Consider the following 24,223-nt stretch of genomic DNA (forward strand, 5'->3'; position numbering starts at 1 on the left):
TCCTCGGGGGACCCTCCGGGCCCCCGCTCGCTCGCGACCCACCACGGCCACGTGCCGTCCCCACCTGCGTGGGGCCGTGCCCAGGTCCTCGTCGGGGAGGCCTCCGGCCCCCGCTCCTCGGCCCTGCCGCGCAGGGCGGCTCACTTCTCGACCGGCCAGCTCGTCACCAACTCGTGCCGGGGCGACGGACCGAGGAAGCTTTCCATCAGACGCACCTCGCGGACCGGCCAGGCGGGGCCGCGGTAGCCGGCCAGCCCGTCGGTCAGGTCGCCGTCCGCCGGCGCCCCCGGCCGCCACCGGCCGAGCGTGAGGTGCGGCCGGAAGGGGCGGTCCTCGACCGGCAGCCCCAGCCGCCGCGCGGCGCGGGCCAGCCGGCCGGCGAGGGCGGAGAGCGCCGCGATGTCGCCGTCCAGGCCCGCCCAGGCCACCTGCGGACGGCGGCGCGACCCGAAGCGGCCACCGCCGGCCAGCCGCAGGGTCATGGCGGGTGCACCGGCGACCGCCTCCGCCGACGCGGTGACCAGCGCCGGCACGTCGTCGTCCGACACGGCGCCAAGGAACAGCAGCGTCAGGTGCCAGCGCTCCGACGCCGTCCACCGGGGCGCGCCCGGGCACGCCCGCAACGCGGACACGGCGCGTTCGAGGTCGGCCCGCGCGTCGTCCGGCGGGTCCACGGCGATGAACAGCCGACGGCCCCGCCCCGTCAGCCGTCCACCACGAGGCCGGCGGCCTCCAGCGCGGCCAGCAGGCGCAGCCGCTCCACCTCCCGCGACCGGCCGTCGGGCGTGCTGTCGAGCGCGTGCGGTACCTGCAGCAGCTCGGCGGCCTCGATGAGCACGTCGTCGTAGGCCGCCCACAGCGCGCGGCGGCGGACCATCGGCGCGCCGGCCGGCACCGCGGCGACCCGGCGGCCGAGCCGGCGCACGTCAGCGGCCACCGCCTCCAGCGGTCGGTGCAGCGGCGTGGGCTCCTGCGCGGCGCGGCGGCGGCGCAGCAGGCGGTCGGCGAGGAAGTCCTCCCCGGCCAGCCACTTCAGGAACAGCCGGAAACCGGCGGCCGTGGCGGCGAAGGCCACGACGGCCCAGAGCAACTGCGGGAGCCAGTCGGCCACCTCGCCTCCCCAGGCGCCGTCGACGGGGGACGGCTCCGACGGTACGACCGCGTGCCGCCGGTCACAATGCGCCGTCCGGTGACGCCGACCGGTGCGGGCCCGGCCCGTGCCGCGCGGCGGGGAACGGGAGCGGTCAGCCCGATCGCAGCGGCTGCGGGCCGTCGGCGACGGGGACGGGGACGGCGGGCGGCGCCGTCCGCCGGTCCAGCCGGCCGCCGGCCAGCCAGGCCGCGGCGGACAGCCCGGCCGCCGCCGCGACCGCGCCGCCGAGCAGCAGGCCCCACGGCGGGCCCAGGCGCTCGGCGACCCAGCCGACCAGCGGCGCGCCGAGCGGGGTGCCGCCCATGAAGCACATGAAGTAGAGGGCCATGACCCGCCCGCGCATCTGCGGGTCGACGCCGAGCTGGACGAAGCTGTTGCAGGCCACGCTGAAGACCAGCGCCGCGGCACCGGTGGGCACCAGCACCACCGCGAAGGCCGCGGCGGTGGGCATCAGCCCGCTCGCGATCGTCAGCAGGCCGAAGCAGGTCGCCGCGCCGGCCAGGAAGCGCGGCCGCGGGCGGGCGCTGCGCCGGGCCGAGAGCAGCGCGCCGGACAGCGAGCCGACGGCGAACGCCGTGGAGAGCAGACCGAAGGCGGCCGCGCCCAGCCCGAACTCCTCGCGGGCCATCAGCGCGATGGTGACCTGGTAGTTGAAGGCGAAGGTGCCCAGCAGGAGGGCCAACACCATCGCCAGGACCAGATCCGGGTGCGCCCAGGTGTAGGCCAGCGCGGCCCGCAGCTGCCCCCGGCCCCGCGCCACGGGAGTGCTGGGGTGCAGCTGGTCGGGGCGCATGCCGGCCAGCGCGACGAGGGTGACGACGAAACTCGCCGCGTTGATGAAGAAGGCGGGCGCGGTGTCGCCGCCGGCCGCGCCGATCAGCGCCCCGGCGAGCGCCGGACCCACCAGGCGGGCGCCGTTGAACATCGTCGAGTTCAGCCCGACGGCGTTGGCGACCAGTTCGGTACCGACCATCTCGGGGACGAAGGACTGCCGGACCGGGACGTCGACCGCGGCCACCGCGCCCAGCCCACCGGCCAGCAGCAGCACGTGCCACAGCTCGACGACACCGGTGGCGACCAGCACCCCCAGCGCCAGGGCCAGCAGGCCCATGCACGTCTGGGTCACCAGCAGCGTGCGGCGCTTGTCGTAGCGGTCGGCGAGCACACCGCCGACCATGCCGAGCAGCAGCGAGGGGCCGAACTGCAGGGCGGTGGTGATGCCGAGGGCGACGCCGTTGCCGTCGGAGAGCTGGAGCACCAGCCAGTCCTGGCCGATCCGCTGCATCCACGTGCCGGTCTGGCTGACCAGGTTGGCCGACGCGTAGCGCCGGTAGGCCGGCACCCGCAGCGCCCGGAACGTGCCCCGCTGCCCGGACCCGCGCGAGCGGTCCGGCCGGCTCACCCGCTCGCCAGCTTGTCGATGATCACGGCTGCGTCGCGGAGCACGTCGCGCTCCTCGGCGCTCAGCGCCTGGAGCCGCGCGCTCAGCCACGCCTCGCGGGCGCGCGCCTCGGCGGTGAGCAGCTCGTGGGCCGCCGGCGTGAGGTCGATGACCACCTGCCGGCCGTCGGTGGGGTGCGGCGTACGGGTGACCAGGCCGATGCCTTCCAGCGCGACCACGACCCGGGTCATCGAGGGCGGCTGCACCCGCTCGTGCGCCGCCAGCTCGCCGGGGCTCATCGGTCCGTGCCGGTGCAGCGTGGACAGCGCCGCCAGCTGCGTCAGCGTCACCGAGGTGTCGACCCGCTGGCCGCGCAGGCGGCGGGACAGCCGCATGACCGCCAGTCGGAGGTCGTGGGCCAGCGCCGCGGTGTCCAACGTCGTCCGGCCCACGATCTTTAGCTTAGCTCAGGATGCGGCCCGGCGCCGTCCAGAGGCTCGCCGCAGGCCCCGTCCCGCTCCGAGCGTGCGAGGGGTGAGGAGGACGGGGTCCTTCTCAGAACAGCTGCTGCAGCGGCTCGAGGGCGAAGTAGATCGCGAACATCGCCGCGATCACCCACATCAGCGGGTGCACGTCCCGCGGCCGGCCGACCGCGGACCGCAGCACCACGAAGCTGATGACGCCGGCACCGATCCCGTTGGTGATCGAGTAGGTGAACGGCATGAAGGCGATCGTCAGGAACGCGGGGATGACCAGCGTCAGGTCGTCCCAGACGATGTCCCTGACCTGGCTGATCAGCAGCGCGCCGACGATGACGAGCACCGGCGCGGCCGCCTCCGACGGCACGACCTGCACCAGCGGGCTGAAGAACATCGCGACGACGAACAGCAGTCCGGTGGCCACGCTGGCCAGGCCGGTCCGCGCGCCGTCGGCCACGCCGGACGCGCTCTCGATGTACGTGGTGTTCGACGACACGCTGCCCGCACCGCCGGCCGCCGCGGCCAGCGAGTCGACCAGCAGCACCGGCTGCGACCGGGGGAGGTTGCGGTCCTCGTCGAGCAGGCCACCCTCGGCGCCGACCGCGGTGACCGTGCCGACCGTGTCGAAGAAGTCGGCGATCATGATCGAGAAGACGATGAGCAGCGCGGCGACCACACCGATCCGCTCGAAGCCGCCGAACAGCGAGAAGGCGCCGATCAGCGAGAGGTCGGGGACACCGACGATCTGGTCCGGGAGCGTCGGCACCTGCAGCGCCCAGCCGCGGGGGTTCACGCCGTCCTCGGTGAAGGTCGGGCCGACCTGGGCGATCGCCTCGACGACGATCGCCAGCAGGGTGGTGCCGACGATGCCCAGCAGCAGCGCAGCCTTCACCCGGCGGACGACCAGCACGCTGGTGAACAGCAGCCCGAAGACGAACACCAGGATCGGCCAGCCGGCCAGCTGACCGTTGATGCCGAAGGTGATCGGCACGACGCCCTCTTCCGCGCGGCGGATGAAGCCGGCGTCGACCAGGCCGATGATGGTGAGGAAGAAGCCGATGCCGACCGCGATGGAGGTCTTCAGCTGCGGCGGGATCGCCTCGAAGACCGCCTTTCGGAAGCCGGTGAGCACGAGCACCGTGATGAGCAGGCCTTCCAGCACCACCAGGCCCATGATCTCCGGCCAGCTGAGCTGCGTGGCCGCGAAGACGGCCACGATCGCGTTGATGCCCAGGCCGGTGGCCAGCGCGAACGGGTAGCGGCCGACGACCCCCATGAGGATCGTCATCACGCCGGCGATCAACGCGGTGACGGCGGCCACCCCGGCGAAGGGCAGCGTGGTCCCCTCGACGTCGGCCCCGGTCAGGATGATCGGGTTCAGCACCACGATGTAGGCCATCGTGAAGAACGTGGTCAACCCACCGCGCAGCTCTCGCGTGGTCGTCGACCGCCGCGCGCTGATGCCGAAGTAGCGGTCCAGCGCGTTCTTCGGCCGCACCCGGGGGCCCTCGCTGCGCCGCGGAGCGGCTGCGGTGCCGGCGACGTCGGCCGGTGTGCCGGTGTCGACGGTGGGCACGTCGCCGCGGCGGGACGGGCGGGACTTGTCGGTCATGCGGGCTCCCGGGGAGGGCGCTGACCAGGCCGGACGGCGCGGACGCCGACGGCCCGGCCGGTGTGGGCGGTCTCGAGCGGCGTCAGAGTGCCACATGATCGTTACGGTTGGACGTCGTCGCGCTCCGGGGTGCCGCAGCGGCCTCCGCAGCCACATCCCCGCCGGATCCGGTGCCGGAGGCGGCCGGTCGCCGCCTAGGGTCGGTCCTCGTGGCCCGCCCCAAGCGCCCGGCCCCGCCGCCGCTGCGGGTCGACACCGTCCGAGTGGTGCTCGCCGGCACCGGGCTGTGGGCGATCGCCCTCGTCGTCCTGCTGCTGCTCGGCGACCGGGTCGACCGGGTGTGGGTCTGGACGTGCGTGGCGGGCATCGCCCTGTCCGGTCCCGGGCTCGCGCTGATGCACTGGCAGGGCCACCTGGGGCGCGACCGGCGACCACCGACCCGCTGACCAGCGGAGAGGGATCGTGCGCGTCACGCGCACGATCCCACTCCGGTCAGTCGGTCAGGACGTCGAAGTCGGAGGTGTCGTAGCGCGCCGAGGTGACCACCTCGGTGTCGTCGCGGACGACCAGCGTCGCCTGGCTGTGCGCGCCGCAGCCGTAGTCGACGGCGACGACGCGACCGTCGGCGGGCGAGTAGGCGTTGCCGCAGGCGCCGAGCCGCCCGCGCAGCGAGCCGGCCAGCGGCAGCCAGAAACCGCAGGTGCCGCACGGCCCCGGCGCCTGGCGCGCCATCGGCGCCCGCGGCCCGAACTCCCCGGCCGACCAGCGCTCGACGGCCTCGATGCGCCCCTCCCGGGACATCACCCGCTCGCGGCCCAGCGCGAGTTCCACGGCCGCCACCGCGCCCTCCGGGTCGTCGGCCGCGTCGTCGGCGGCGGTGTAGGCGGGCACCAGGCGCGGATCGTCCTCGGTGGCCGGCAGGACGTCGCCGACCGACAGGTCACCCGGACGCAGCCGCTCGTGCCAGGGCACCCAGGCCGGCGCGAGCAGCGCCTGCTCCCCGGGCAGCAGGACCACCTCGTCGACGGTCACCTCGCCCGAGCCGGGCACCCGGGCCACGGTCACCGCCCAGTGCCACCCCACGTACCCGGGCAGGGCGCTGGCGAAGGTGTGGGTGACCGCCTCGCCCAGCACGGCCGCGCCGTCGCCGGCCAGCTCCGGCTCCCGGCCGGCCCCCAGGTGCTCGCCGACGAGCCCGGCGTCACCCGCGGTCTCCACGGCCGCGGCCCGCGCCTGCTCGACCGCGGCGGTCAGGACGTCGCCGGCGGCGTCACCGCCCGGTGCACCGGCCGGCGGGGACGGCGGGAGGAAGTCGGACACCCGGCCATTGTCGCTGATCGGTCGCCTCGCCGGCACGGCCCCCGGACGGCGGCGGCCGCGCGCCCCCGACGTCCTCGGCCCGCGCACGCCACGTCGTCCCGGACCCGGTGGGGCACCATGGGGCCGTGCCCGCCACCCGCCGACCGCCCGGCCCCCGCCGGCGGAACGGGCTGCGCGGCCGGTCGGCGGCGGTGCCGGTCGACCGGCGGGACACCACCCCGATGGGCACGGTGGGCGCAGCCGACGGCGCCCCGCGGACCCGCGGGCCGGCGACGCTGCCCCTGCCCGCCGCGGGAGACGGCCTCCCGCCGGGCGCGGAACCGCCCGCCGGCGGCCCCCCGCCGGACGACGGAGCACGCGGCGGCGGCCCCAGGCGGCCGGAGAAGCTGACCGTGACCCGGGTGGCCGCGCTGCGCTCCCGCGAACTCACCGCCGCCGCGGTGCAGAAGGTGCGCGCCGCCAGCCGGGCCGACGGCGCCGCGGAGAGCGGCCTGAGCCAGCTGCTCACGGTCAACGCGTTGCACATGGCCGGCGACGCGATGATCGCCGTCTCGCTGGCGGGCACCCTGTTCTTCGCCGCCGCCGCCGACGCCCAGCGCGGCAACGTGGCGCTGTACCTCCTGGTGACGATGGCGCCGTTCGCCGTCCTCGCGCCGCTCATCGGACCGGTGCTCGACCGGCTGCACCGCGGCCGGCGGTGGGCGCTGGCGGTCAGCATCCTCGGCCGGGCGGCGCTGGCGCTGGTGCTGGCCGCCCACCACGACGACCTGTTCCTCTACCCGGCCGCGCTCGGCGTGCTGGTCCTCTCCAAGGCGCACAACGTGCTGCGCGCCGCGGTCGTGCCGCGGGTCCTCCCGGCCGCCCTCCCGCTCACCTCGGCCAACGCGCGCCTGTCGGTGTTCGGCCTGGTCACCGCGGGCGTGCTCGGCGGTCTCGGCGCCGGCGTCGCGGCGCTGCTGGGCCTGACGGAGCTGCTGTGGGCGGCGGCCGCGGTCTTCGTCGTCACCGGTGTGCTGGCCCTCCGGCTGCCGCGGCACGTCGACGTGCCCGCCGGCGAGGAGCCCGCCGTCGTCCTGCCCTCCGCCGCCCAGCTGAGCGGTCCACGGTGGCGGCGCCGGGTGGTCAGCCCGCACGTCAGCACGGCCCTGCGCGCCCAGGCGGCGCTGCGCGGCCTGGCCGGCTTCCTGACGATCTTCTCCGCCTTCCTCGTGCAGGCGACCTTCGCCGACGGGTGGGCGGCCTCGCTCGCGCTCGGCACGGTGGCCGCCGCCGCGGGGGTCGGCAGCGTCGTCGGCACCGGCATCGGGTCGCGGCTGCGCACGGCGACACCCGACCGCGTGGTGCTGGTGTCGGCGGGTCTGGCCGCGGCCATCACCGTGGCGGCGGCGGTCTTCTACAGCGTCGCGACGGCCGCCGTCGTGGTCGCGGTCGCCGCGGTCACCAACGCGCTGGGCAAGGTGGCGCTCGACGCGATCATCCAGCGGGAGGTCCCCGACCGGCTGCGGGCCTCGGCGTTCGCCCGCTCGGAGACCGTGCTGCAGCTGTCGTGGGTCATCGGCGGGGCGGTCGGCATCGTGCTGCCGCCCACCGGCTGGCTGGGCTTCACCGTCGCCGCCGCGCTGCTGGCGCTCGCCGTCGGGCTGGTGCTCTACGGCGTGCTGCGCGGCCGGTCGCGCGCCCCCGAGCCGGCCGCCGAGGGTCCCCGGTCGTGACCCGCCCCTCGGTCGGGGGCGGCCTGCCTGCCGCTGCCGCCGTCCTGATGCTGGCCGGGTGCGGCGCGGAGCCGGGAACCCCGCCCGGTGTCCGGGTGCAGGCCGGGCCCCAGGACGTCGAGGTCGCCCCGACGCAGTACTGCCTGGACGGCGAGGGACGCCGCTACGGCACCACCCCGCCGGTGCTCGAGGTGTCGCCCGGCACTGCGGTCACCCTCACCGTCGACGACGAGGTCGCCGAGCGGGGCTGGGCCGTGCAGGTCTTCGACGACGCGCTCGAGGAGCAGATCGGCGCGGTCGACGTCCCCGACGGCGAGGCCGTCTTCACGGCCATCAACACCTCCGACGTCGTCCCGCCGGCGTTCTACCTCGTCGTCGTGGAGGACGCCGTCGCCGCGTGCGAGGGCTTCTCGGGCGCGTGGCCGGTCGGCTTCATCCGCGCCGGCGGCTGACCCCGCGGCGGCGAGCCAGGGATCGCTGCTAGGCCTCCAGGTCGGCGGCCACCGCCCGCAGCACCGCGGCGACCTTGCGCGACTCGGCACGGTCGGGGTGCCGGCCGCGCCGCAGCCCGTTGGAGACGTCGTCGAGCAGCTTGATGAGGTCCTCGATGATCGGCACGAGCTCGTCGGGCTTCTTGCGGTGCTGGGCGGCCACCGCCGCCGTCACCGAGGGCAGCGGGTCCAGGACGCGCACCTGCAGCGCCTGGTCGCCGCGGCGGCCGGCGACGATGCCGAACTCCACGCGCTGACCTGGCTTGAGCTCACCGGTGCCCGACGGCAGCGCGTCCTTGTGCACGAACACGTCGGGGCCGTCCTCCCGCGACAGGAAGCCGAACCCCTTCTCCGGGTTGAACCACTTGACTCTGCCGGTGGGCACGCTGCATCCCTCTGTGTCGCTCGCGGTCGATGGGCCCCTCGGGCCTCGGACGGCGGGTGGCGCTGTCGGCCGCCCTGGGGAAAGCCTAGTCCGCCGCGGCGGGGGGCCGGTCCGGCCGCCCGCCCCCGTCCGGCACGGGCTCGATGACACCGAGCCGCTCCAGCAGGTGCAGGAAGACCACGGCGAAGTCGTTGGCGGCCACCGTCGCGCGCACCACCGACCAGTCGACCTGCTCGCGCAGCGCCCGGGCGACCGGCAGCAGGCGCGCGAAGTCGCAGTAGTGCTCGTCGAGCGCGGCGAGCTTGCCGGCGACCACGTCGGTGGCCGGCATCACCGGCATCTCCACCGACAGGACGGGGAGGGTCTCGGCGCGCGCGACGACGTCGATCTCCACCGGCTTGCCGCAGGTCCGCCACAGCACGTCGACGAAGGCGCCCTCGGCCACCACCTTCACCAGCCAGTCCTCGGGCGGGTCGACCACGTCGAGGCCGCTCTCGGCGAGCACCGCGGCGGCGCGCCCCGCCTCGGCCTCGGGGACCAGGAAGTCGGCGTCGTGCTCGGGCTCCGGGGCACCGCGGACCCAGGCCGCGTACCCGCCGCACAGGGCGAACGGGACGTCGGCCTGCTTGAGCGCGACCGCCGTCCGCTTGAGCAGGTCACGGACCACGTCCTGGGAGTGCTGCACCGGAGCCTGCTACCCGCAGTTCCGTAGCGCACGCATGCGGTGCATCGGGTAGGGAGGCGGTGTGCGCATCGCCACGTTCAACATCCTGCACGGCCGCTCGACCGTCGACGACGTGGTCGACGTCGACCGGCTGGCCGCGGCCGTGAAGGGCCTCGACTCCGACGTGCTGGGCCTCCAGGAGGTCGACCGCGACCAGCCGCGGTCACAGGGAGCCGACCTCACCGCGGTCGCGGCCGAGGCGATGGGCGCGGTCGACTCGCAGTTCGTGGCCGCACTGCACGGGACCCCCGGCGGCACCTGGATGGCCGCCACCGGCCAGGAGCAGCCCGGGTCGGCCACCTACGGCATCGCCCTGCTCTCCCGCTTCCCCGTCGTGTCCTGGCGGGTCGTGCGGCTGCCGGCTCTGCGCACCCGGGTGCCCCTGTGGTTCCGCGGCGCCCGGCGGCCGGCGCTGGTCGGCGACGAGCCGCGGGTGGCGGTGGCCGCCGTCCTCGACGGGCCGTACGGCCAGTTCACCGTGGCCAACACGCACTTGTCGTTCGTGCCCGGGTGGAACTCCGTGCAGCTGCGCCGGCTGGTCCGGGCGCTGACCGGCACGCGCGAACCGCTCGTTGTGGTCGGCGACCTCAACATGGAACCGCGTCAGGCCGCGCGCGTCAGCGGCCTGCGGGCCCTCGGCTCGGCCGCGACCTTCCCCGCGGGGCAACCGGTCCGCCAGCTCGACCACGTGCTGGCCCGCGGCGGCCTGCGCGCCACCGGCCCGGCGACGGCACCGGAGCTGCCGCTGTCGGACCACCGCGCGCTGGTCGTGCCCTGCGGGCCGGTCTGACCGCCCGGCTCAGCGGCGCGGGCGCTCCCCGGGTCAGCGGCGCGGGGGCTCCCCGGCCATCTTCCCGGCCCGGTTCGGCTTGCTGGTGGGGTGCGCGTAGCGGATCCGCTCGGGCGGCAGCGGGAAGCTGTGGTCCTCGCCGAACGGCGACAGCGGACCGGCCGCCTCGCTGGTGAGCTCGGTCAGCGGGGGGCCGCCGTCCTCGGACCGCCCCCACGTGGGCTCCACCAGGTGCTCGTTCCTCGGCTTGCGCTTGGCCATGGTCCCTCCGGTGCCGGTCGGCGGCGCCGCCCGGCGCCCGGGGATCATCTTGGCCGACGGCCGCGGCGCGGGCACGCCCGTCCCCCTCCCCCGGGCCGTGTCGTGATCAGTCGCGGCGGCGCACCGTCCGCGCGCCGAAGAGCGTGTCGATGCCGTCGGCGGTCAGCACCCACTCGGCCGGGCCCACCGGGGCGGCGCGCACCTCGGCGCCGTCGAGGGCCTGCACCGCCCGGGTCCGCCAGATCGCCGTGCTCAGCAACCGCAGCTGCACCGGCGCCACACCCCGGCCCCGCTCGTCGACCGGGTCCAGCTCGTCGTAGCCGTCGGGCTCGAACGCCACGACCGCCGGGCCGGCGATGCGCAGCCGGCCGGTGCGCCACCCCGTCTCCTGCAGCGCCCGCCGCCAGCGCAGCGAGCGCAGCAGGCCCCCGGCGCCGGCCACGGCCGCGGCCAGGCCCGCGGCCACGAGCGCGACGACCACCAGCCCCACCGCGGGGAGGCGGCGGCCGGTGCTGCCGGCGATGGTCACCGCGGCCACGCCCAGGAGCACCCCGAGGACGACGGCGATCACCCCGCCGCCCAGCCAGCGCAGCGCGCCGGCCTGGTGGGCGGCGAGCGCCGACGTCGTCCGCGGATCGTCCGCTGCCGGTGGCACCCCTCCATGCTGGCAGCCGCGGCCGGTGGGCCCGGCTCGCGGCGGCGTCGCTCGCCGCAGCGACGTAGCGTGGACCGGATGTCCGCGTCCGCTCCCGCCACCCTGGCCGCCTGGCTGCGCACCCGCAGCGACGAGCAGCTGGCGGCGCTGCTGGCGGCCCGGCCGGACGTGGCCCGGCCCGCCCCCTCCGACGTCGTGGCGCTGGCCAGCCGGCTGGCGGTGCCGGTGTCGGTCGACCGGGCGCTCGACGAGCTGGACGCCGCGACCCTGCAGGTGCTGGACGTGGTGCTGCTCGTCCCGACCGACGGGGTGCCCGCCGCGGAGCTGGCCGGCGGGCTGCCCGAGCTGCCCGACGACGTCCTCGACGCCGCGGTGGGCACGCTGACCACCCGGGCGCTGCTGTGGGGCGACGAGGTCCTGCGGGCGCCCGACCCGGTGCGCCGCGCGGTCCGGCACCCCGCCGGCCTGGGCCGGCGGGCCGCGGAGCTCGGCGTCGCGCTGCCTTCGGACCTGCGCGCCGTCGTGGCCGAGCTGCCCGTCGAGGAGCGCGCGGTGCTGGACCGGCTCGCCGGTGACCGCCCGGTCGGCCACCTGCCCGACGCGCCCGCCGACGGGAGCCGGTCCCCCGCCCGCCGGCTGCTGCAGCGCGGCCTGCTGGCCCGCATCGACGCCCTCAACGTGGAGCTGCCCCGCGAGATCGGGTTGCTGCTGCGCGGCGACCGGCCGTACGGCCCGCCGCGGTTGCGCCCCGAGCCGGCGGTCACCACCCGCGAGGTCGGGCTGGTCGACCGCCAGGCGGCCGGGGCCGCCCTCGAGGCCGTCGGCCGGGTGGGCGAGCTGCTGGCCCTGCTGGAGGACGAGCCGGCCGGTCTGCTGCGCAGCGGCGGGGTCGGCGTCCGCGACCAGAAGCGGCTGGCCCGGGCCCTGCACGTGGCCGAGCCCGACGTCGGGTGGTGGCTCGAGCTGGCCTTCCTCGGCGGACTGCTCGACGTCGGCGGGCCGCACCGCGACGAGTGGCTGCCCACGCGTGCCTACGACGTGTGGCGCGAGCAGGGCCTCCCCGACCGCTGGGCGGTGCTGGCGGCCGGCTGGCTGGGCGGGGTGCGGCTGCCCTCGCTGGTGGGGCAGCGCGACGTCGCGGGCAAGGCGGTCAACCCGCTGTCGCCGGACCTGGTGCGGCACACCGCCCCGGTGATCCGCCGCTCGGCGCTGGCGGTGCTGGCCGAGCACCCGCCCGGCGCGGGGATGGCCGCCGACGACCTGGTGGCGGTGCTGCGCTGGCGCACGCCGCGGCGGGCGGACCGGCTCGCACCGGTGCCCGACCTGCTCGCGGAGGCCGCGCGGCTCGGCCTCGTGGTCGGCGGGGTGCTGTCGACCGCCGGGCGCGGCCTGCTCGTCGACGGGGAGGACGGCGCGGCCGACGGCATGCGCGGCCTGCTGCCCGAGCCGGTCGACCACGTGCTGGCCCAGCCCGATCTCTCGCTCGTCGCCCCCGGTCCGCTGGTGGCCGAGCTGGCCGACACGCTGGCGGTGGTCGCCGACGTCGAGTCCTCCGGCGGGGCGACGGTGTACCGGGTCTCGGAGGGCAGCGTCCGCCGCGCGCTGGACGCCGGCTGGTCGGCCACCGACCTGCGCGAGTTCTTCGGCCGCGCGTCGCGGACGCCGGTGCCGCAGGCGCTGGAGTACCTCGTCGACGACGTCGCCCGGCAGCACGGCCGCCTGCGCGTGGGCGCGATCGAGAGCTACGTCCGCTCCGACGACCACGGGCTGCTCTCCCAGGTGCTCAACGACCGCCGCACGGCGGCCGCCGAACTGCGCCGGCTGGCGCCTGGTGTGCTGGTCAGCGGGCTGGGCGCCGACGAGGTGCTCGCCGTCCTGCGCGAGTCGGGGTACGCGCCGGCGGGCGAGTCCCCCGGCGGCGCCGTCCTCACCCGGCCGCCGGGTCGCCCCAGGTCCGCCGGGCGGCGCGGGACCGAGGTCTCCCCCGGGCCCCGGCCGCTCACCGCGGCCGAGCTCGCCGGCACGGTGCGCGAGATCCGGGCGGGCGACGCGGCGCTGGCCGCCCGGCGCGGCGAGGCGGTGCGCCAGGTGCCCGGGGTGACCACCGCCGGCACGCTGGAGCTGCTCTCCCGGGCGGTCCGCGAGGGGACGCCGGTGTGGCTGGGCTACGTGGACGCCCAGGGCAGCGGCAGCCAACGGGTGGTCCGGCCGGTGTCGCTGGTCGGCGGCTTCCTGTCCGGGTACGACGAGCGGCGCGGGGAGAACCGGACGTTCGCCGTGCACCGCATCACCTCGGTCGCCCTCGTGGAGGAGGAAGCTCCCGCGACCGGCGGTGGTTGACCCTCGTGGTTCGTGCCGCGCGGCGCCCACCGGGGCCGCGCTCCCCCAGCTCCCGCCCAGCCCCAGCCCCAGCCCCAGCAGAGAGGCGACCCGTGCCTGACGGCCCCCTGATCGTCCAGTCGGACAAGACCCTGCTGCTCGAGGTCGACCACCCGCTCGCCCGTGAGTGCCGGGCGGCCATCGCCCCGTTCGCGGAGCTGGAGCGCTCCCCCGAGCACGTGCACACCTACCGGGTGACCCCGCTGGCGCTGTGGAACGCGCGGGCGGCCGGGCACGACGCCGAGCAGGTGGTCGACGCGTTGGTGCGCTACTCCCGCTACCCGGTGCCGCACGCGCTGCTGGTCGACGTCGCCGACACGATGGACCGCTTCGGCCGGCTCACGCTGGTCAACCACCCGGTGCACGGGCTGGTGCTCGCCACCTCCGACCGCGCGGTGCTCGAGGAGGTGATCCGCTCCAAGCGGGTCTCCCCGATGCTCGGCGCCCGCATCGACGGGGACACCGTCGTCGTCCACCCCTCCGAGCGCGGCCGGCTCAAGCAGGCGCTGCTCAAGGTCGGCTGGCCGGCGGAGGACCTGGCCGGCTACGTCGACGGTCAGGCGCACGCGATCGACATGCGCGAGGACGGCTGGGCGCTGCGCGACTACCAGAAGGAGGCCGTCGAGGGCTTCTGGTCGGGCGGCTCCGGCGTCGTCGTCCTGCCCTGCGGGGCGGGGAAGACGCTGGTCGGCGCGGCGGCGATGGCCGAGGCGAAGGCGACCACGCTGATCCTGGTCACCAACACCGTCGCCGGGCGGCAGTGGAAGCGGGAGCTGCTGGCCCGCACCTCGCTGACCGAGGACGAGATCGGCGAGTACTCCGGCGAGCGCAAGGAGATCCGGCCGGTCACCATCGCCACCTACCAGGTGATCACCACCCGGCGGAAGGGCGAGTACCGGCACCTGGACCTGTTCGACGCGCAGGACTGGGGCCTGATCGTCTACGACGAGGTGCACCTGCTGCCCGCGCCGATCTTCCGGCTGACGGCCGACCTGCAGTCCCGCCGCCGGCTCGGCCTCACGGCCACGCTGGTGCGCGAGGACGGCCGCGAGGACGACGTCTTCTCCCTCATCGGCCCGAAGCGCTACGACGCCCCGTGGCGCGACATCGAGTCGCAGGGCTACATCGCGCCGGCCGAGTGCATCGAGGTGCGGGTGTCGCTCGACGACGACGAGCGGATGACCTACGCCGTCGCCGAGCCCGAGGAGCGGTACCGGATCGCGGCGACCGCGTCGTCCAAGCTGCCGGTGATCCGCCGGGTGTTGGATCGGCACCCCGACGAGCAGAAGCTGGTCATCGGGGCCTACCTCGACCAGCTCGAGGAGCTCGGCCGGGCCCTGGAAGCCCCGGTGATCCAGGGGTCGACCACCAACCGGGAGCGGGAGAAGCTCTTCGACGCCTTCCGCTCCGGCGAGGTGCAGACCCTGGTCGTGTCGAAGGTGGCCAACTTCTCCATCGACCTGCCCGAGGCGGCGGTCGCCGTCCAGGTGTCGGGCACCTTCGGGTCGCGGCAGGAGGAGGCACAGCGGCTGGGCCGCGTGCTGCGGCCGAAGTCCGACGGCCGGCAGGCGCACTTCTACACCGTGGTCAGCCGCGACACCCTGGACGCCGAGTACGCCGCCCACCGGCAGCGCTTCCTCGCCGAGCAGGGCTACGCCTACACGATCGTGGACGCCGCGGACCTGGCCGGCCCGGGCGAGGTCGGCGGGCCCGAGCGACTGGACGAGCCGGCGGACTGACCGGGACCCCTGACTCCACCGCGCGCGAACTCGAGCTTACCCCTGCTGGGGACGGAGTTCGCACGAGTGCTGTGGCACGACTCAGCCCGCCGTGGCATCTTCATCTTGTGCATGCCACAGTGGTGCTGGGTCGACAGGGACGGCTCGTCATCCCTGCAGAGGTGCGCGCTGCCCTGGGGCTCTCCCCTGGTGACCAGCTGCACCTGCGTCTCGTCGGGCACAGCCTGGTGCTCGAACGTCAGCAGGATGCTGCCGCCGAGCTCCGAGGCCTGGCGTCGGAGGTGCCGAGGAACAGGTCGCTGGTCGACGAGCTCCTCGCAGAGCGTCGCCTCGCAGCCGCTGCCGGCGAGTGATCGTCCTCGACGCGTCGGCCGTGCTGGCGCTCGTGCACGACGAACCGGGGGCGGAGGTCGTCGCCGAGGCGCTCGGATCCGCATCCCTGGGCGCTGCCAACCTCGCCGAGGTGATCGGCAAGCTGGTCGACGCCGGGGTCGACGCCAGCCGTGTGCGGGAACTTCTCACTGCCGCCGGCGTGGTCATCGAACCTGTCACCGAGGCGGATGCGGAGCTCGCCGGCGCCATGCGGTCGCTCGAGGGAGGCACCCGGCTGTCACTGGGCGATCGATGCTGCTTGGCGTTGACGGTCCGCAGCTCCCCAGCCGAGGTGATGACCGCAGATCGTGCCTGGACCGATCTCGATCTGCCGATCCGAGTACGCCTGCTGCGGTAGTCGATCCGGCTCGATGAGTCCGGGCCGCCGGGCCGGTCGACAGGAGCATGACCGAGACCCGGCAGCGCACCGTCACCACCCACACCGTGGGCGAGGGCGACGACACCATCCACTTCGACGTGCACGGCGACCTGTCCGCCGCGACGCCCGAACGGCCCGCCCTCCTGGCCTTCGCCAACCCGATGGCTGCAGCCGCGTTCGCCGCGCTCGCCGCCGAGATCCGGGACCGGCCGGTCGTGACCATCGACCCGCGCGGGGCGGGTCGCAACCCGACCGGCACCGGGCCGATGACGCCCGAGCTGCACGCGGCCGACCTGCACCGCGTCGTCGAGGCGCTCGGGGTGGGCGCGGTCGACGCGTTCGGCTCCAGCGGCGGGGCGATCTGCCTCCTGGCGCTGCTCGAGGCCCATCCCGGCGACGTCCGCCGCGCGGTCGTGCACGAGCCGCCGTTCGTCGACGTGCTCGCCGACGGCGACGTCGTCCTCGCCGCCTGCACCGACATCCGCGACACCTACGAGCGCGCCGGCCACGGTCCTGCCATGGCCAAGTTCATCGCGCTCGTCATGCAGCCCGAGCCGTTGCCGGCCGACTACCTCGACCGCCCGGCGCCCGACCCGGCCGCGTTCGGCATGAGCGCCGACGACGACGGCGACCGCACGAACCCCCTGATGCGCAACATGCCGGCCTGCAACGCCTACGTGCCGGACTACGCCGCGCTCGCCGCCCTCGGCGAGCGGGTGCACGTGGCGGTCGGCGCCGACTCCGGCCACGAGGTCGCCGCCCGCGGCGGTCACGGCCTCGCCGAGCGGCTGGGCCGCGCGGTGGACGTCTTCCCGAGCCACCACGCCGGCTTCACCAGCGCCGAGGGCGGCTTCCCCGGCCGGCCGGAGGCGTTCGCGGTCAAACTCCGCGAGGTGCTGGCCTAGCGCCAGGAGCAGCAGGGGCGCGCTTTCCGCGCCGTGGCACTCCGCCCGCCCGCTCCCGCACCCGCCGCCGTCCGCGACCACCGCGGTGCGGATCCGGCTCCGCGGGACGGGCGTGGCCGCTACGGTCCGGCGGCATGGTGCCCCCCGCGACGGCCGGCGGGCCGACCGCCGCCACGGCCGGTCGGGGCCTGCGGGCGTTCACGCTGCGCAGGCCGCTGACCGCCTTCCTGCTGCTGGCCCTGCCCGCGGGGTGGGTGCTGCTGGCGGTGCCCGCCCTGGCGTTCCACGGGGTCCTCCCGGGCGGCCGGCTGCCCGCCGAACCGTTCGCCCTCGCGATGACGCTGCTGGTCATGCTCCCGGCGGCCCTGTGGGTGGTGTCGGTGACGGAGGGTCGCGCCGGGGTCCGCGCCCTCCTCGCCCGCACCTTCCGGTGGCGCTTCGGGCTCGGCGGATGGGCGGCGGTCCTCCTCGCCCTGCCGGTGACGACGGTCGCCGTCGGGGCCGCGCTCGGGCGAGGGGTCCGGACGGCGGACCTGCCGTCGGTGCTCGCGACGGAACTGCTCGGCCTCGTCGTCGCGGTGGTCGTGATCAACCTGTGGGAGGAGACCGTCTGGGCCGGCTTCGTGCAGACCCGGCTGGAGCGCCGGCACGGGCTCGTCGCCGGGGCCGTGCTGACCGCGCTGCCCTTCGCCGCCGGTCACCTGCCGCTGGCCTTCGCGGAGGACGTCACCCCGTCGTCGCTGCTCACCGCGCTCGCCTACCTGCTCGTCGCCGCGCTGCTGTTCCGGCTGCTGGTCGGCGTCGTCCTGCGGGGGGCGGCGGGCAGCGTGCTCGCCGTCGCCGTCCTGCACGCCAGCTGGAACACCAGCAGCGGCTCCGGCGGCCTCGCCGACGACCTGCTCTCCGGCGGGCAACCCGTGACGTCGGCCCTCGTGGCCGTCGCCCTGGTGACGCTGTGCGTGGCGCTGGTGGTGCGGCCGCGGCTCCGGCCGGGGGCGCGGGAGGAGGTACCGGCGGGACCTGCCGGGGCCGGCGGGACGGGACGGCCCCTCCGCGAGACGTGACGAGGACCGCACCCGGCGCCTGACCCGCACCGGAAGCGCAGGTCAGCGGGCTGCCAGGAGGGTCCATACGTCGTCCCGGGCGGGGCGCGCGGCAGGCGGCCGGTTCGGCGTGTTGCTCCTCGGCCGGGCAGGATGGCCCCGACATGGGCAGTGCAGCACGCGCGGAGGCGGTCGCCCCGCAGACGGCCAACCGACCGCTCCGGGCCTGGCAGCAGGAGGCCCTGGACCGCTACGAGGAGAGCTCGCCGAAGGACTTCCTGGTCACCGCGACCCCGGGCGCGGGGAAGACCACCTTCGCGCTCACGCTGGCCGCCCGGCTGCTGCAGCGCCGCGAGGTCGCCCGGGTGGTCGTGGTCTGCCCGACCGACCACCTGCGGCTGCAGTGGGCCGACGCGGCCGACCGGATGGGCATCGTGCTCGACCCCGGCCTGACCAACGCCGTCGGCCCGGTGCGCGCCGGCACCCAGGGCTACGTGACCACCTACGCGCAGGTCGCGGGCAAGCCGATGCTGCACGCCGCCCGCGCCACCGCCGTCAAGACGCTGGTGGTCCTCGACGAGGTGCACCACGCCGGCGACGGCCTCTCCTGGGGCGAGGCGATCGAGGAGGCGTACGGCTTCGCCGCCCGCCGGCTGTGCCTGACCGGGACGCCGTTCCGCACCAAGGCCGACGAGCGCATCCCCTTCGTGCGCTACGAGGAGGACTCGTTCGAGGGGGACGACGGCGAGGGCGGCGTCGGGCTGGTGAGCCGCGCCGACTACACCTACGGCTACAAGGAGGCGCTGGCCGACGCCGTCGTCCGGCCCGTCGTGTTCGCCGCCTACACCGGGACGTCGCGCTGGCGGAACTCCGCCGGCGAGGTGGTGGCCGCGTCGCTGTCGGAGGCCGGCACCCGGTCGGTCGAGATGGCCGCCTGGCGCACCGCCCTGGACCCCGGAGGCCAGTGGGTGCCGCACGTCGTCGCCGCGATGGACGACCGGATCACCCACCTGCGCGAGAACGGCATGCCCGACGCCGCCGGGTTGATCCTCGCCAGCGACCAGGACGACGCGCGCGCCTACGCGAAGATCGTGCGCCGGGTGACCGGCAAGGCGCCCGAGCTGATCCTCTCCGACGACCCGAAGGCGTCGAAGAAGATCGAGCGGTTCGCCACCGGCTCGGCGCGGATCGCGGTCTGCGTGCGGATGATCTCCGAGGGGGTCGACGTCCCGCGGGCCGCCGTCCTGGCCTGGATGACCTCCTACCGGACGCCGCTGTTCTTCGCCCAGGCCGTCGGGCGCGTGGTGCGCGCCCGCGCGCCGCACGAGACCGCCACGGTGTTCCTGCCGGCGGTGCGGCCGCTGCTCTCCCTGGCCGCCTCCATGGAGGAGCAGCGCAACCACGTCATGCCACCACCGAAGACGGTGCAGGGCGACGAGCTGGACCTCGACCCGCTGCCGACGCCCGAGCGGGAGAAGGACGGCCTGCCGCAGTGGGAGGCGCTGGAGGCCGACGCGCGCTTCGCGCACGTGCTGCACGGCGGGACGGCGCACACCGGCGATGGCGCTCCGGTCCCGGTGGGGGGCGAGGACGAGGAGTTCCTCGGCATCCCGGGCCTGCTCACCCCGGCGCAGACCGCCGAGCTGCTGGCCAAGCGCGACGAGGAGCTGCGGTTGCGCATCGCCCAGCGGCACGCCCACGACGACGAGGACGACGGCCTGTTCCCCGTCGAGGACCACCCCGACGAGGACCTCCTGGACGGGGCGGCCGGCCGCTCCTGGCGTGACGCCGCGGAGCTGCGCCGCGAGATCAACCGGCTGGTCAGCCGGGTGGCGGCCCGGACGTCGCAGCCGCACGCGGTGGTGCACACCCAGCTGCGCCAGGCGGTGCCCGGGCCGCCGTCGGCGTCCGCCTCGGTCGACGTGCTGCGCGCCCGCCGCGAGCGCCTCCGCACCATGTTGTGAGAGGAGCCGCCTGTGAGGGGAGCCGCCGTCGTGAGGAGTGACCGACCACCGTCCCCGGGCGCGCTCGTGCGCGTCTTCGCCCGGCCCGTCGTCGTGCGCACCGCGGCCCTGCTCGCCGTCTCGGTGGCGGGTTCGTCCGTCGCCGCCGCCGACGGCTCGTCGGACGCGGCCATCGGGCTCGGGCTGCTGCTGCTCGCCCTCCCGGTCGCCGTGGCCGTCGTGTGGGCGGGCGTCGACGGCGTCCGCACCGGACGCCGGGCCCGGCCGGCGACCCCGGTCGTCCGCGTCTGGATCGTCACGGCGATCGCCACGGGCGTGGTGCAGGCGGTGCAGGTGCCGGTGGCCGCGGCGCTCTCCGGCGGAGAGCCCACGGTCGCGGTCCTGGTCGACGCCCTGTTCGGGCTGGCGCCCTTCGTCGCGGTGACCGTGGGCGTGCCGGCGCTGGTGACCCTCGCCGTGGCCCGCACCGTGAGCATCCCGCGGGACGAGGACCGCTCACCCCGCTGACCCCGCGACCTCGCGTGGATCAGCTCTCCGGGACGGCGCTCAGCAGCCCGCGGCGGGCGGCGACGGCCACCGCCTCGGCGCGGCTGGCGGCGCCCAGCTTGGCCAGCATGTTGCTGACGTGCACGCTGGCGGTCTTCTCGCTGATGAACAGCTCGGCACCGATCTGCCGGTTGGTGCGCCCCCGGGCCAGCAGCGCCAGCACCTCGGCCTCGCGCGGGGTGAGCACCGACGGATCGGCCGGTCGCGCGGCGCCGGGCAGGTCGACGTCGAGGCGGCCGCGACGGGCCAGCGCCTCGACCGCCGCGCGCAGCGGCGCCGCGCCCAGCCGCACGGCCACCCCGTGCGCCGCCCGCGCCTGCTCGGCGGCGCCCGCCCGGTCGTCGGCCGCCAGCAGCGCCTCGGCCAGCCGCAGCCGCGAGCGCGCCTGCTCGAACGCGTGGCCGTAGCCGAAGGCCTCGACCACGGCCCGCCACCGCGCCGGCTCGGCGCGGCCGTGCAGCCGGGCCTCCTCGGCCTCCACCCGCAACCGCCAGGCCCGTCCCTCCACGCCCATCGTCTCGTCGCCCATCGCCTCGTGGGCGGCGACCGCGGCCCGCGCCTCGTCGGCGAGGGGAGCCGCCTCGGCGATCCAGCGCCGCTCGGTCGCGGTGTCGGCGACCAGCCGCGCGGCCGCCGCCGCGTCGGCGGCCGCCCCGAGGGCGAGGGCGACCAGCCGCAGCGTCGCCAGCCGGTCGGCCCCCCACAGCTCGGTCAGCCGGCGCACCGCCTCCCCGGCCCGGGCCAGCGCGGTGCCCGCGTCGCCGGACTCCGCGGCCAGTTCGATCTCCGCGGTGGTCGTGGCGAGCAGGAGCAGCACGTGCGAGTCCAGCCGGGCGGTCAGCGAGGACGCCCAGGCCAGCCGCTCCCGCGCGGCCGGGTCACCGCGCCCGACCAGCACCAGCAGGGCCGCCGCCCGGACGTGCGCGGCCACGTCGGGCACCCGGGCCAGCCGGTCGGCCATCTCCAGGCTGCCGTCCCAGTCGCCGCCCACGTACCGGACGACGACGGCCAGGTGGCGCAGCTCGGCGGCGTAGAAGGACCACTCCGCCCCCAGCTCGGCGGCCCGCTGCAGCGCGGTCTCCGTGCGGGCCACCGCCCCGGCGACATCGCCCGCCGTGTAGGTGACCGTGGCCAGGTTGAACAGCACCCGCATCTCGACGTCGGCGTCGCGCGACCGGCGGGCGCGGACCAGCGCCTCCTCCAGCCGGGCGGTGACCGCGGGGAGCGCCCCGCCGCGGACCCGGGCCAGCGAGACCGCGGTGTCGGCCCAGGCGCTGTCCAGGCCGAGGGCGTCGGCCGCGGCCAGGGCCTCCTCCGCGGCGGCATCGGCCTCCGCCGTCCGCCCCGCCGTGTAGCAGGCGCGGGCGTGCGTGGCCGCCGCCCAGGTCCGCTCCGGCGACGGCGGGTCGGCGGGCAGCAGCGCCATGGCCGCGCTGCTCTCGCGCAGCGCCGCCGCGGAGTCCTCGATCCGGCCGAGCGCCTGGGCCAGCGTGTAGTGGACGCGGGCGCGCTGCACGGGGTCGCCGTCGGGGCCGAGCAGGTCCAGCGCGGCGCGCAGCAGGGCGACCGCGCGGTGCAGCTCCCCCGCCCGGCGGGCGGCCGCCGCGGCGCGGAGCAGCAGGCCGGACTGCGGGCGGCCGGCCCGCGCGGCGGCGTCGGGCACCCGGGGCCACAGCGCGAGCACCGCCTCCAGGTGCTGCAGCTGCTCGGCCGGCGCGCCGAGGCACCGGGCCGCCTCGGCCGCCTCCAGCGACGCGGACAGCGCACCGGGCAGGTCGTTGCTCTCGCGCAGGTGGTGCGCCCGCTCCGCGGGGGTACCCGCGCCCGGCACGGCCGCGAGGTGGGCGGCCACGGCGGCGTGCAGCCGCACCCGCTCCCCCGGCAGCAGGTCGGCCAGCACGGCCTCCCGCAGCAGGGCGTGCCGGAACCGGTAGGACCCGTCGGCCGAGACGACCAGCAGGTGCCCGTGGACGGCGTCGGCGAGCCCGGCGTCCAGCTCGTCCGGGTCGAGGTCGCCCACGGCCGCCACCAGCTCGTGCCGGACCTGCCGGCCGGCGACCGCCGCCACCCGGAGCACCCGCTGCGCGGCGGGCGGGAGCTGCTCGACGCGGGCGAGCAGCACGTCGGTGAGCCCGAGGGGCAGCGACTCCCCGCGCAGGCCTGCGGCCAGCAGCTCCTCGGCGTAGAAGGCGTTGCCCTCGGCGCGGGCCACGACGTCGTCGACGGTGCCCGGCGGCACCCCGCCCGTGCCCGCGGCCAGCGACCGGACGAGCTCGCCGACGTCGGGGTCCGGCAGCGGGCCCAGCTCGAGCCGTTCCACGCCCGGCAGCCGCACGAGCTCGGCCAGCAGGGGGCGCAGCGGGTGGCGGCGGTGCAGGTCGTCGGAGCGGTAGGTGGCCACGATCGCGACGGGCTCGTCGGCCAGCCGGGCCAGCAGGTAGCGGAGCAGGTCGCGGCTGGAGCGGTCGGCCCAGTGCAGGTCCTCGAGGACGACGAGCAGCGGCGTGGACGCGGCGAGCTCGCCGAGCAGGGCGGCGACCGACTCGAACAGCTGCAGCCGGTCGTCGTCGACCCGCACCGGCACGCGGCGCGCGACGAGCGGCCGGCCGATGTCGGCGGCGTCCTCGACCTCGGCCAGCCCGGCGCCGGGACGCCCGGCCAGCAGGCCGGCCACGGCCGGGTGCCGGGCGGCCTCCGGCGCGAGCCCGGGATCGGCGGCGACCGGGCGGAGCAGGTCGACGAAGGGCAGGTACGGCAGGCCGACCTCGCCGAGGTCGACGCAGTGGCCGGTGAGCACGCGCACGCCGCGACCGGCCGCCCGGGTGACCACCTCGTCGAGCAGCCGCGTCTTCCCGACGCCCGCGTCGCCGGCGACCAGCACCGCGCAGGCGCGTCCCGTCGCCGCCCGCTCGACGTGCGCGAGCAGGCGGGCGAGCTCCTCGGTCCGCCCCACCAGCGGCCGGTCGTCCCAGCGCGGCACGGCGCCGATGGTGGCACGCCGGTCCGACGGGACGGCCGCCTCGGGCACGGCGGTCACCGCGGTGGGCCCGGCCGCGCGGTGGCGGGCGCGGGCACCGTCAGCGGCTGCGCCGCCGTCCCCTCGACCAGCGGCCGCGGCGGCCGTTGGCCGAGCGCCCGATGGCCTGCAGCAGCTCCCGCCGGTAGGCGAGCTCGGCGTCGAGAGCCGGGTCGCCGTAGTGGATCGTCATGACCGTCGCCTCCGCGTCATCCCTGTGGACAGGGACGACGCTCGTCCTGAGGGGCCGCCCCGGGCATCGGGAGATCGGGCAGTCCCGGGGGAAGTCGGCGGGCCGGCTCCTCTGAGGTGGCGGTCGACGCGCCTGAGGTGCCCCCGGTCGCCCGGGAGGGGGTCCCGATCGCCCGGGGGGAGGTCCGCGCCACCCGAACGGGGGACGGCGGTGCCGCTCCCGGTGGCGGCGGAGCAGCGACTTCCGCACCGTCGTCGCTGCGGCGTGCGCCGCCGGTCGGCCGTGCCTTCCTGCCAGGAGGCCCCCGGCCGAGGAGAGAGGAGCTCTCGCATGCGGCTCGGAACTGCGATCGTCCTGCTCGCGCTCGGCGCCATCCTCACCTTCGCGGTGCGGGTGGACCTCGCGGGCGTCGACCTGCAGGTCGTCGGCTGGATCCTGATGCTCGTCGGCGCGCTCGGCATCGTGCTGGAGCTGGCCGTCTGGGGTCCGCGCTCGCGGCGGCGGGTCACCACCACCGACACCACGGCCGACGGTGCGCCCGGCCGCCGGACCACCACGGACGAGACCTACTGACCCGACCTGCCGACCCGGCCTCGGCCGGTCGCGCGTCAGGGTCCGGACCGGGCGCCGGCCGCCTCGCGGCGAGTGGCACACCGCGGCTCCGGGCCCCCGACCGAGGTCGGGGCGGTGTTCCGCGGCGGCGATATCCAATTGGCACCCGGGG

The 24,223-nt window shown here is 76.6% G+C and carries 24 protein-coding genes and 1 pseudogene; 13 read left to right on the plus strand and 12 right to left on the minus strand.

Annotated features, from left to right (window positions below):
* Positions 1-140: 140 nt before the first annotated feature.
* The 5 genes from thpR to OF117_RS09740 all read right to left on the minus strand — a co-directional run bounded on the left by thpR (position 141) and on the right by OF117_RS09740 (position 4,625).
* A complete protein-coding gene (thpR, locus tag OF117_RS09720; protein ID WP_263552711.1) occupies positions 141-707 on the minus strand; it encodes an RNA 2',3'-cyclic phosphodiesterase in 567 nt (188 codons plus the stop codon).
* Complete coding sequence (locus tag OF117_RS09725) at positions 704-1,111, minus strand: hypothetical protein (protein ID WP_263552627.1); 408 nt, start codon at positions 1,109-1,111, stop codon at positions 704-706. The genes thpR and OF117_RS09725 overlap by 4 nt, the downstream gene beginning before the upstream one ends.
* Positions 1,112-1,244: 133 nt before the next feature.
* Entirely contained in the window at positions 1,245-2,555 is a 1,311-nt protein-coding gene (locus OF117_RS09730) for an MFS transporter (RefSeq protein WP_263552628.1), read from the minus strand.
* On the minus strand, positions 2,552-2,986 hold the full coding sequence (locus tag OF117_RS09735; protein WP_263552629.1) for a MarR family winged helix-turn-helix transcriptional regulator: 435 nt from the start codon (positions 2,984-2,986) through the stop codon (positions 2,552-2,554). Before OF117_RS09735 ends, OF117_RS09730 begins: the two co-directional genes overlap by 4 nt.
* Before the next feature lie 103 nt (positions 2,987-3,089).
* Complete coding sequence (locus OF117_RS09740; RefSeq protein ID WP_263552630.1) at positions 3,090-4,625, minus strand: NCS2 family permease; 1,536 nt, start codon at positions 4,623-4,625, stop codon at positions 3,090-3,092.
* Positions 4,626-4,834: 209 nt separating this feature from the next.
* Between OF117_RS09740 and OF117_RS09745 the strand changes: the two genes are divergently transcribed.
* Positions 4,835-5,071 carry a DUF2530 domain-containing protein gene (locus OF117_RS09745; RefSeq protein ID WP_263552631.1) on the plus strand — a complete coding sequence of 79 codons (237 nt, stop codon included), beginning with the start codon at positions 4,835-4,837 and terminating at the stop codon, positions 5,069-5,071.
* 46 nt (positions 5,072-5,117) lie between these two features.
* Here OF117_RS09745 and OF117_RS09750 read toward each other — a convergent pair whose 3' ends face one another.
* Positions 5,118-5,945, minus strand: coding sequence for a DUF3027 domain-containing protein (locus tag OF117_RS09750; protein ID WP_263552632.1), 828 nt, complete (start codon positions 5,943-5,945; stop codon positions 5,118-5,120).
* A gap of 125 nt (positions 5,946-6,070) precedes the next feature.
* Here OF117_RS09750 and OF117_RS09755 point away from each other — a divergent pair, with 125 nt between their 5' ends.
* A complete protein-coding gene (locus OF117_RS09755) occupies positions 6,071-7,657 on the plus strand; it encodes an MFS transporter (RefSeq protein ID WP_263552633.1) in 1,587 nt (528 codons plus the stop codon).
* Complete coding sequence (locus OF117_RS09760; RefSeq protein WP_263552634.1) at positions 7,654-8,109, plus strand: DUF2771 domain-containing protein; 456 nt, start codon at positions 7,654-7,656, stop codon at positions 8,107-8,109. Before OF117_RS09755 ends, OF117_RS09760 begins: the two co-directional genes overlap by 4 nt.
* A gap of 238 nt (positions 8,110-8,347) precedes the next feature.
* Here the strand turns inward: OF117_RS09760 and OF117_RS09765 are convergent.
* A pseudogene (locus OF117_RS09765) lies at positions 8,348-8,533 on the minus strand (cold-shock protein); the annotation flags it as partial.
* An 85-nt stretch (positions 8,534-8,618) separates the two neighbouring features.
* Positions 8,619-9,218 carry a hypothetical protein gene (locus OF117_RS09770; RefSeq protein WP_263552635.1) on the minus strand — a complete coding sequence of 200 codons (600 nt, stop codon included), beginning with the start codon at positions 9,216-9,218 and terminating at the stop codon, positions 8,619-8,621.
* Positions 9,219-9,279: 61 nt separating this feature from the next.
* Between OF117_RS09770 and OF117_RS09775 the strand changes: the two genes are divergently transcribed.
* Entirely contained in the window at positions 9,280-10,047 is a 768-nt protein-coding gene (locus OF117_RS09775) for an endonuclease/exonuclease/phosphatase family protein (RefSeq protein ID WP_263552636.1), read from the plus strand.
* A gap of 33 nt (positions 10,048-10,080) precedes the next feature.
* Here OF117_RS09775 and OF117_RS09780 read toward each other — a convergent pair whose 3' ends face one another.
* Positions 10,081-10,383 (minus strand): hypothetical protein, encoded by a 303-nt coding sequence (locus OF117_RS09780; RefSeq protein ID WP_263552637.1) that lies wholly within the window; start codon positions 10,381-10,383, stop codon positions 10,081-10,083.
* Between the two features lie 31 nt (positions 10,384-10,414).
* Positions 10,415-10,963 carry a hypothetical protein gene (locus tag OF117_RS09785; RefSeq protein WP_263552638.1) on the minus strand — a complete coding sequence of 183 codons (549 nt, stop codon included), beginning with the start codon at positions 10,961-10,963 and terminating at the stop codon, positions 10,415-10,417.
* 78 nt (positions 10,964-11,041) lie between these two features.
* Here OF117_RS09785 and OF117_RS09790 point away from each other — a divergent pair, with 78 nt between their 5' ends.
* The 8 genes from OF117_RS09790 to OF117_RS09820 all read left to right on the plus strand — a co-directional run bounded on the left by OF117_RS09790 (position 11,042) and on the right by OF117_RS09820 (position 20,251).
* On the plus strand, positions 11,042-13,303 hold the full coding sequence (locus tag OF117_RS09790; RefSeq protein ID WP_263552639.1) for a helicase C-terminal domain-containing protein: 2,262 nt from the start codon (positions 11,042-11,044) through the stop codon (positions 13,301-13,303).
* 92 nt (positions 13,304-13,395) lie between these two features.
* On the plus strand, positions 13,396-15,081 hold the full coding sequence (locus OF117_RS09795) for a DNA repair helicase XPB (protein WP_263552640.1): 1,686 nt from the start codon (positions 13,396-13,398) through the stop codon (positions 15,079-15,081).
* A 122-nt stretch (positions 15,082-15,203) separates the two neighbouring features.
* Complete coding sequence (locus OF117_RS22245) at positions 15,204-15,434, plus strand: AbrB/MazE/SpoVT family DNA-binding domain-containing protein (protein ID WP_411969442.1); 231 nt, start codon at positions 15,204-15,206, stop codon at positions 15,432-15,434.
* Entirely contained in the window at positions 15,431-15,811 is a 381-nt protein-coding gene (locus OF117_RS09800; RefSeq protein ID WP_263552641.1) for a type II toxin-antitoxin system VapC family toxin, read from the plus strand. Before OF117_RS22245 ends, OF117_RS09800 begins: the two co-directional genes overlap by 4 nt.
* 47 nt (positions 15,812-15,858) lie before the next feature.
* Positions 15,859-16,737: an alpha/beta fold hydrolase gene (locus OF117_RS09805; RefSeq protein ID WP_263552642.1), complete on the plus strand. Its 879-nt coding sequence runs from the start codon at positions 15,859-15,861 to the stop codon at positions 16,735-16,737.
* A 134-nt stretch (positions 16,738-16,871) separates the two neighbouring features.
* The gene (locus OF117_RS09810) at positions 16,872-17,801 is read left to right on the plus strand and encodes a type II CAAX endopeptidase family protein (protein WP_263552643.1); all 930 of its coding nucleotides are present in this window, start codon (positions 16,872-16,874) and stop codon (positions 17,799-17,801) included.
* A gap of 143 nt (positions 17,802-17,944) precedes the next feature.
* Positions 17,945-19,744 (plus strand): DEAD/DEAH box helicase, encoded by a 1,800-nt coding sequence (locus OF117_RS09815; RefSeq protein WP_263552644.1) that lies wholly within the window; start codon positions 17,945-17,947, stop codon positions 19,742-19,744.
* A 30-nt stretch (positions 19,745-19,774) separates the two neighbouring features.
* Positions 19,775-20,251 carry a hypothetical protein gene (locus OF117_RS09820; protein ID WP_263552645.1) on the plus strand — a complete coding sequence of 159 codons (477 nt, stop codon included), beginning with the start codon at positions 19,775-19,777 and terminating at the stop codon, positions 20,249-20,251.
* A 19-nt stretch (positions 20,252-20,270) separates the two neighbouring features.
* On the opposite strand, the gene OF117_RS22130 is transcribed toward OF117_RS09820, so the two are convergent.
* Positions 20,271-23,270: an ATP-binding protein gene (locus tag OF117_RS22130; RefSeq protein WP_318014233.1), complete on the minus strand. Its 3,000-nt coding sequence runs from the start codon at positions 23,268-23,270 to the stop codon at positions 20,271-20,273.
* A 97-nt stretch (positions 23,271-23,367) separates the two neighbouring features.
* Positions 23,368-23,499, minus strand: coding sequence for a hypothetical protein (locus tag OF117_RS09835; RefSeq protein ID WP_263552646.1), 132 nt, complete (start codon positions 23,497-23,499; stop codon positions 23,368-23,370).
* Between the two features lie 330 nt (positions 23,500-23,829).
* Here OF117_RS09835 and OF117_RS09840 point away from each other — a divergent pair, with 330 nt between their 5' ends.
* On the plus strand, positions 23,830-24,072 hold the full coding sequence (locus OF117_RS09840) for a DUF6458 family protein (protein WP_263552647.1): 243 nt from the start codon (positions 23,830-23,832) through the stop codon (positions 24,070-24,072).
* Positions 24,073-24,223: the final 151 nt, after the last annotated feature.

It is taken from the genome of Geodermatophilus sp. YIM 151500 (genome assembly GCF_025716945.1).
In the GTDB taxonomy this organism is placed as follows: Bacteria; Actinomycetota; Actinomycetes; order Mycobacteriales; family Geodermatophilaceae; genus YIM-151500.

Coding starts and splice junctions, on each gene's coding strand:
- OF117_RS09810 (WP_263552643.1), top strand. CDS start 16,872: ATGGTGCCCCCCGCGACGGCCGGCGGGCCGACCGCCGCCACGGCCGGT.
- OF117_RS09815 (WP_263552644.1), top strand. CDS start 17,945: ATGGGCAGTGCAGCACGCGCGGAGGCGGTCGCCCCGCAGACGGCCAAC.
- OF117_RS09790 (WP_263552639.1), top strand. CDS start 11,042: ATGTCCGCGTCCGCTCCCGCCACCCTGGCCGCCTGGCTGCGCACCCGC.
- OF117_RS09805 (WP_263552642.1), top strand. CDS start 15,859: ATGACCGAGACCCGGCAGCGCACCGTCACCACCCACACCGTGGGCGAG.
- OF117_RS09840 (WP_263552647.1), top strand. CDS start 23,830: ATGCGGCTCGGAACTGCGATCGTCCTGCTCGCGCTCGGCGCCATCCTC.
- OF117_RS09835 (WP_263552646.1), bottom strand. CDS start 23,499: ATGACGATCCACTACGGCGACCCGGCTCTCGACGCCGAGCTCGCCTAC.
- OF117_RS09740 (WP_263552630.1), bottom strand. CDS start 4,625: ATGACCGACAAGTCCCGCCCGTCCCGCCGCGGCGACGTGCCCACCGTC.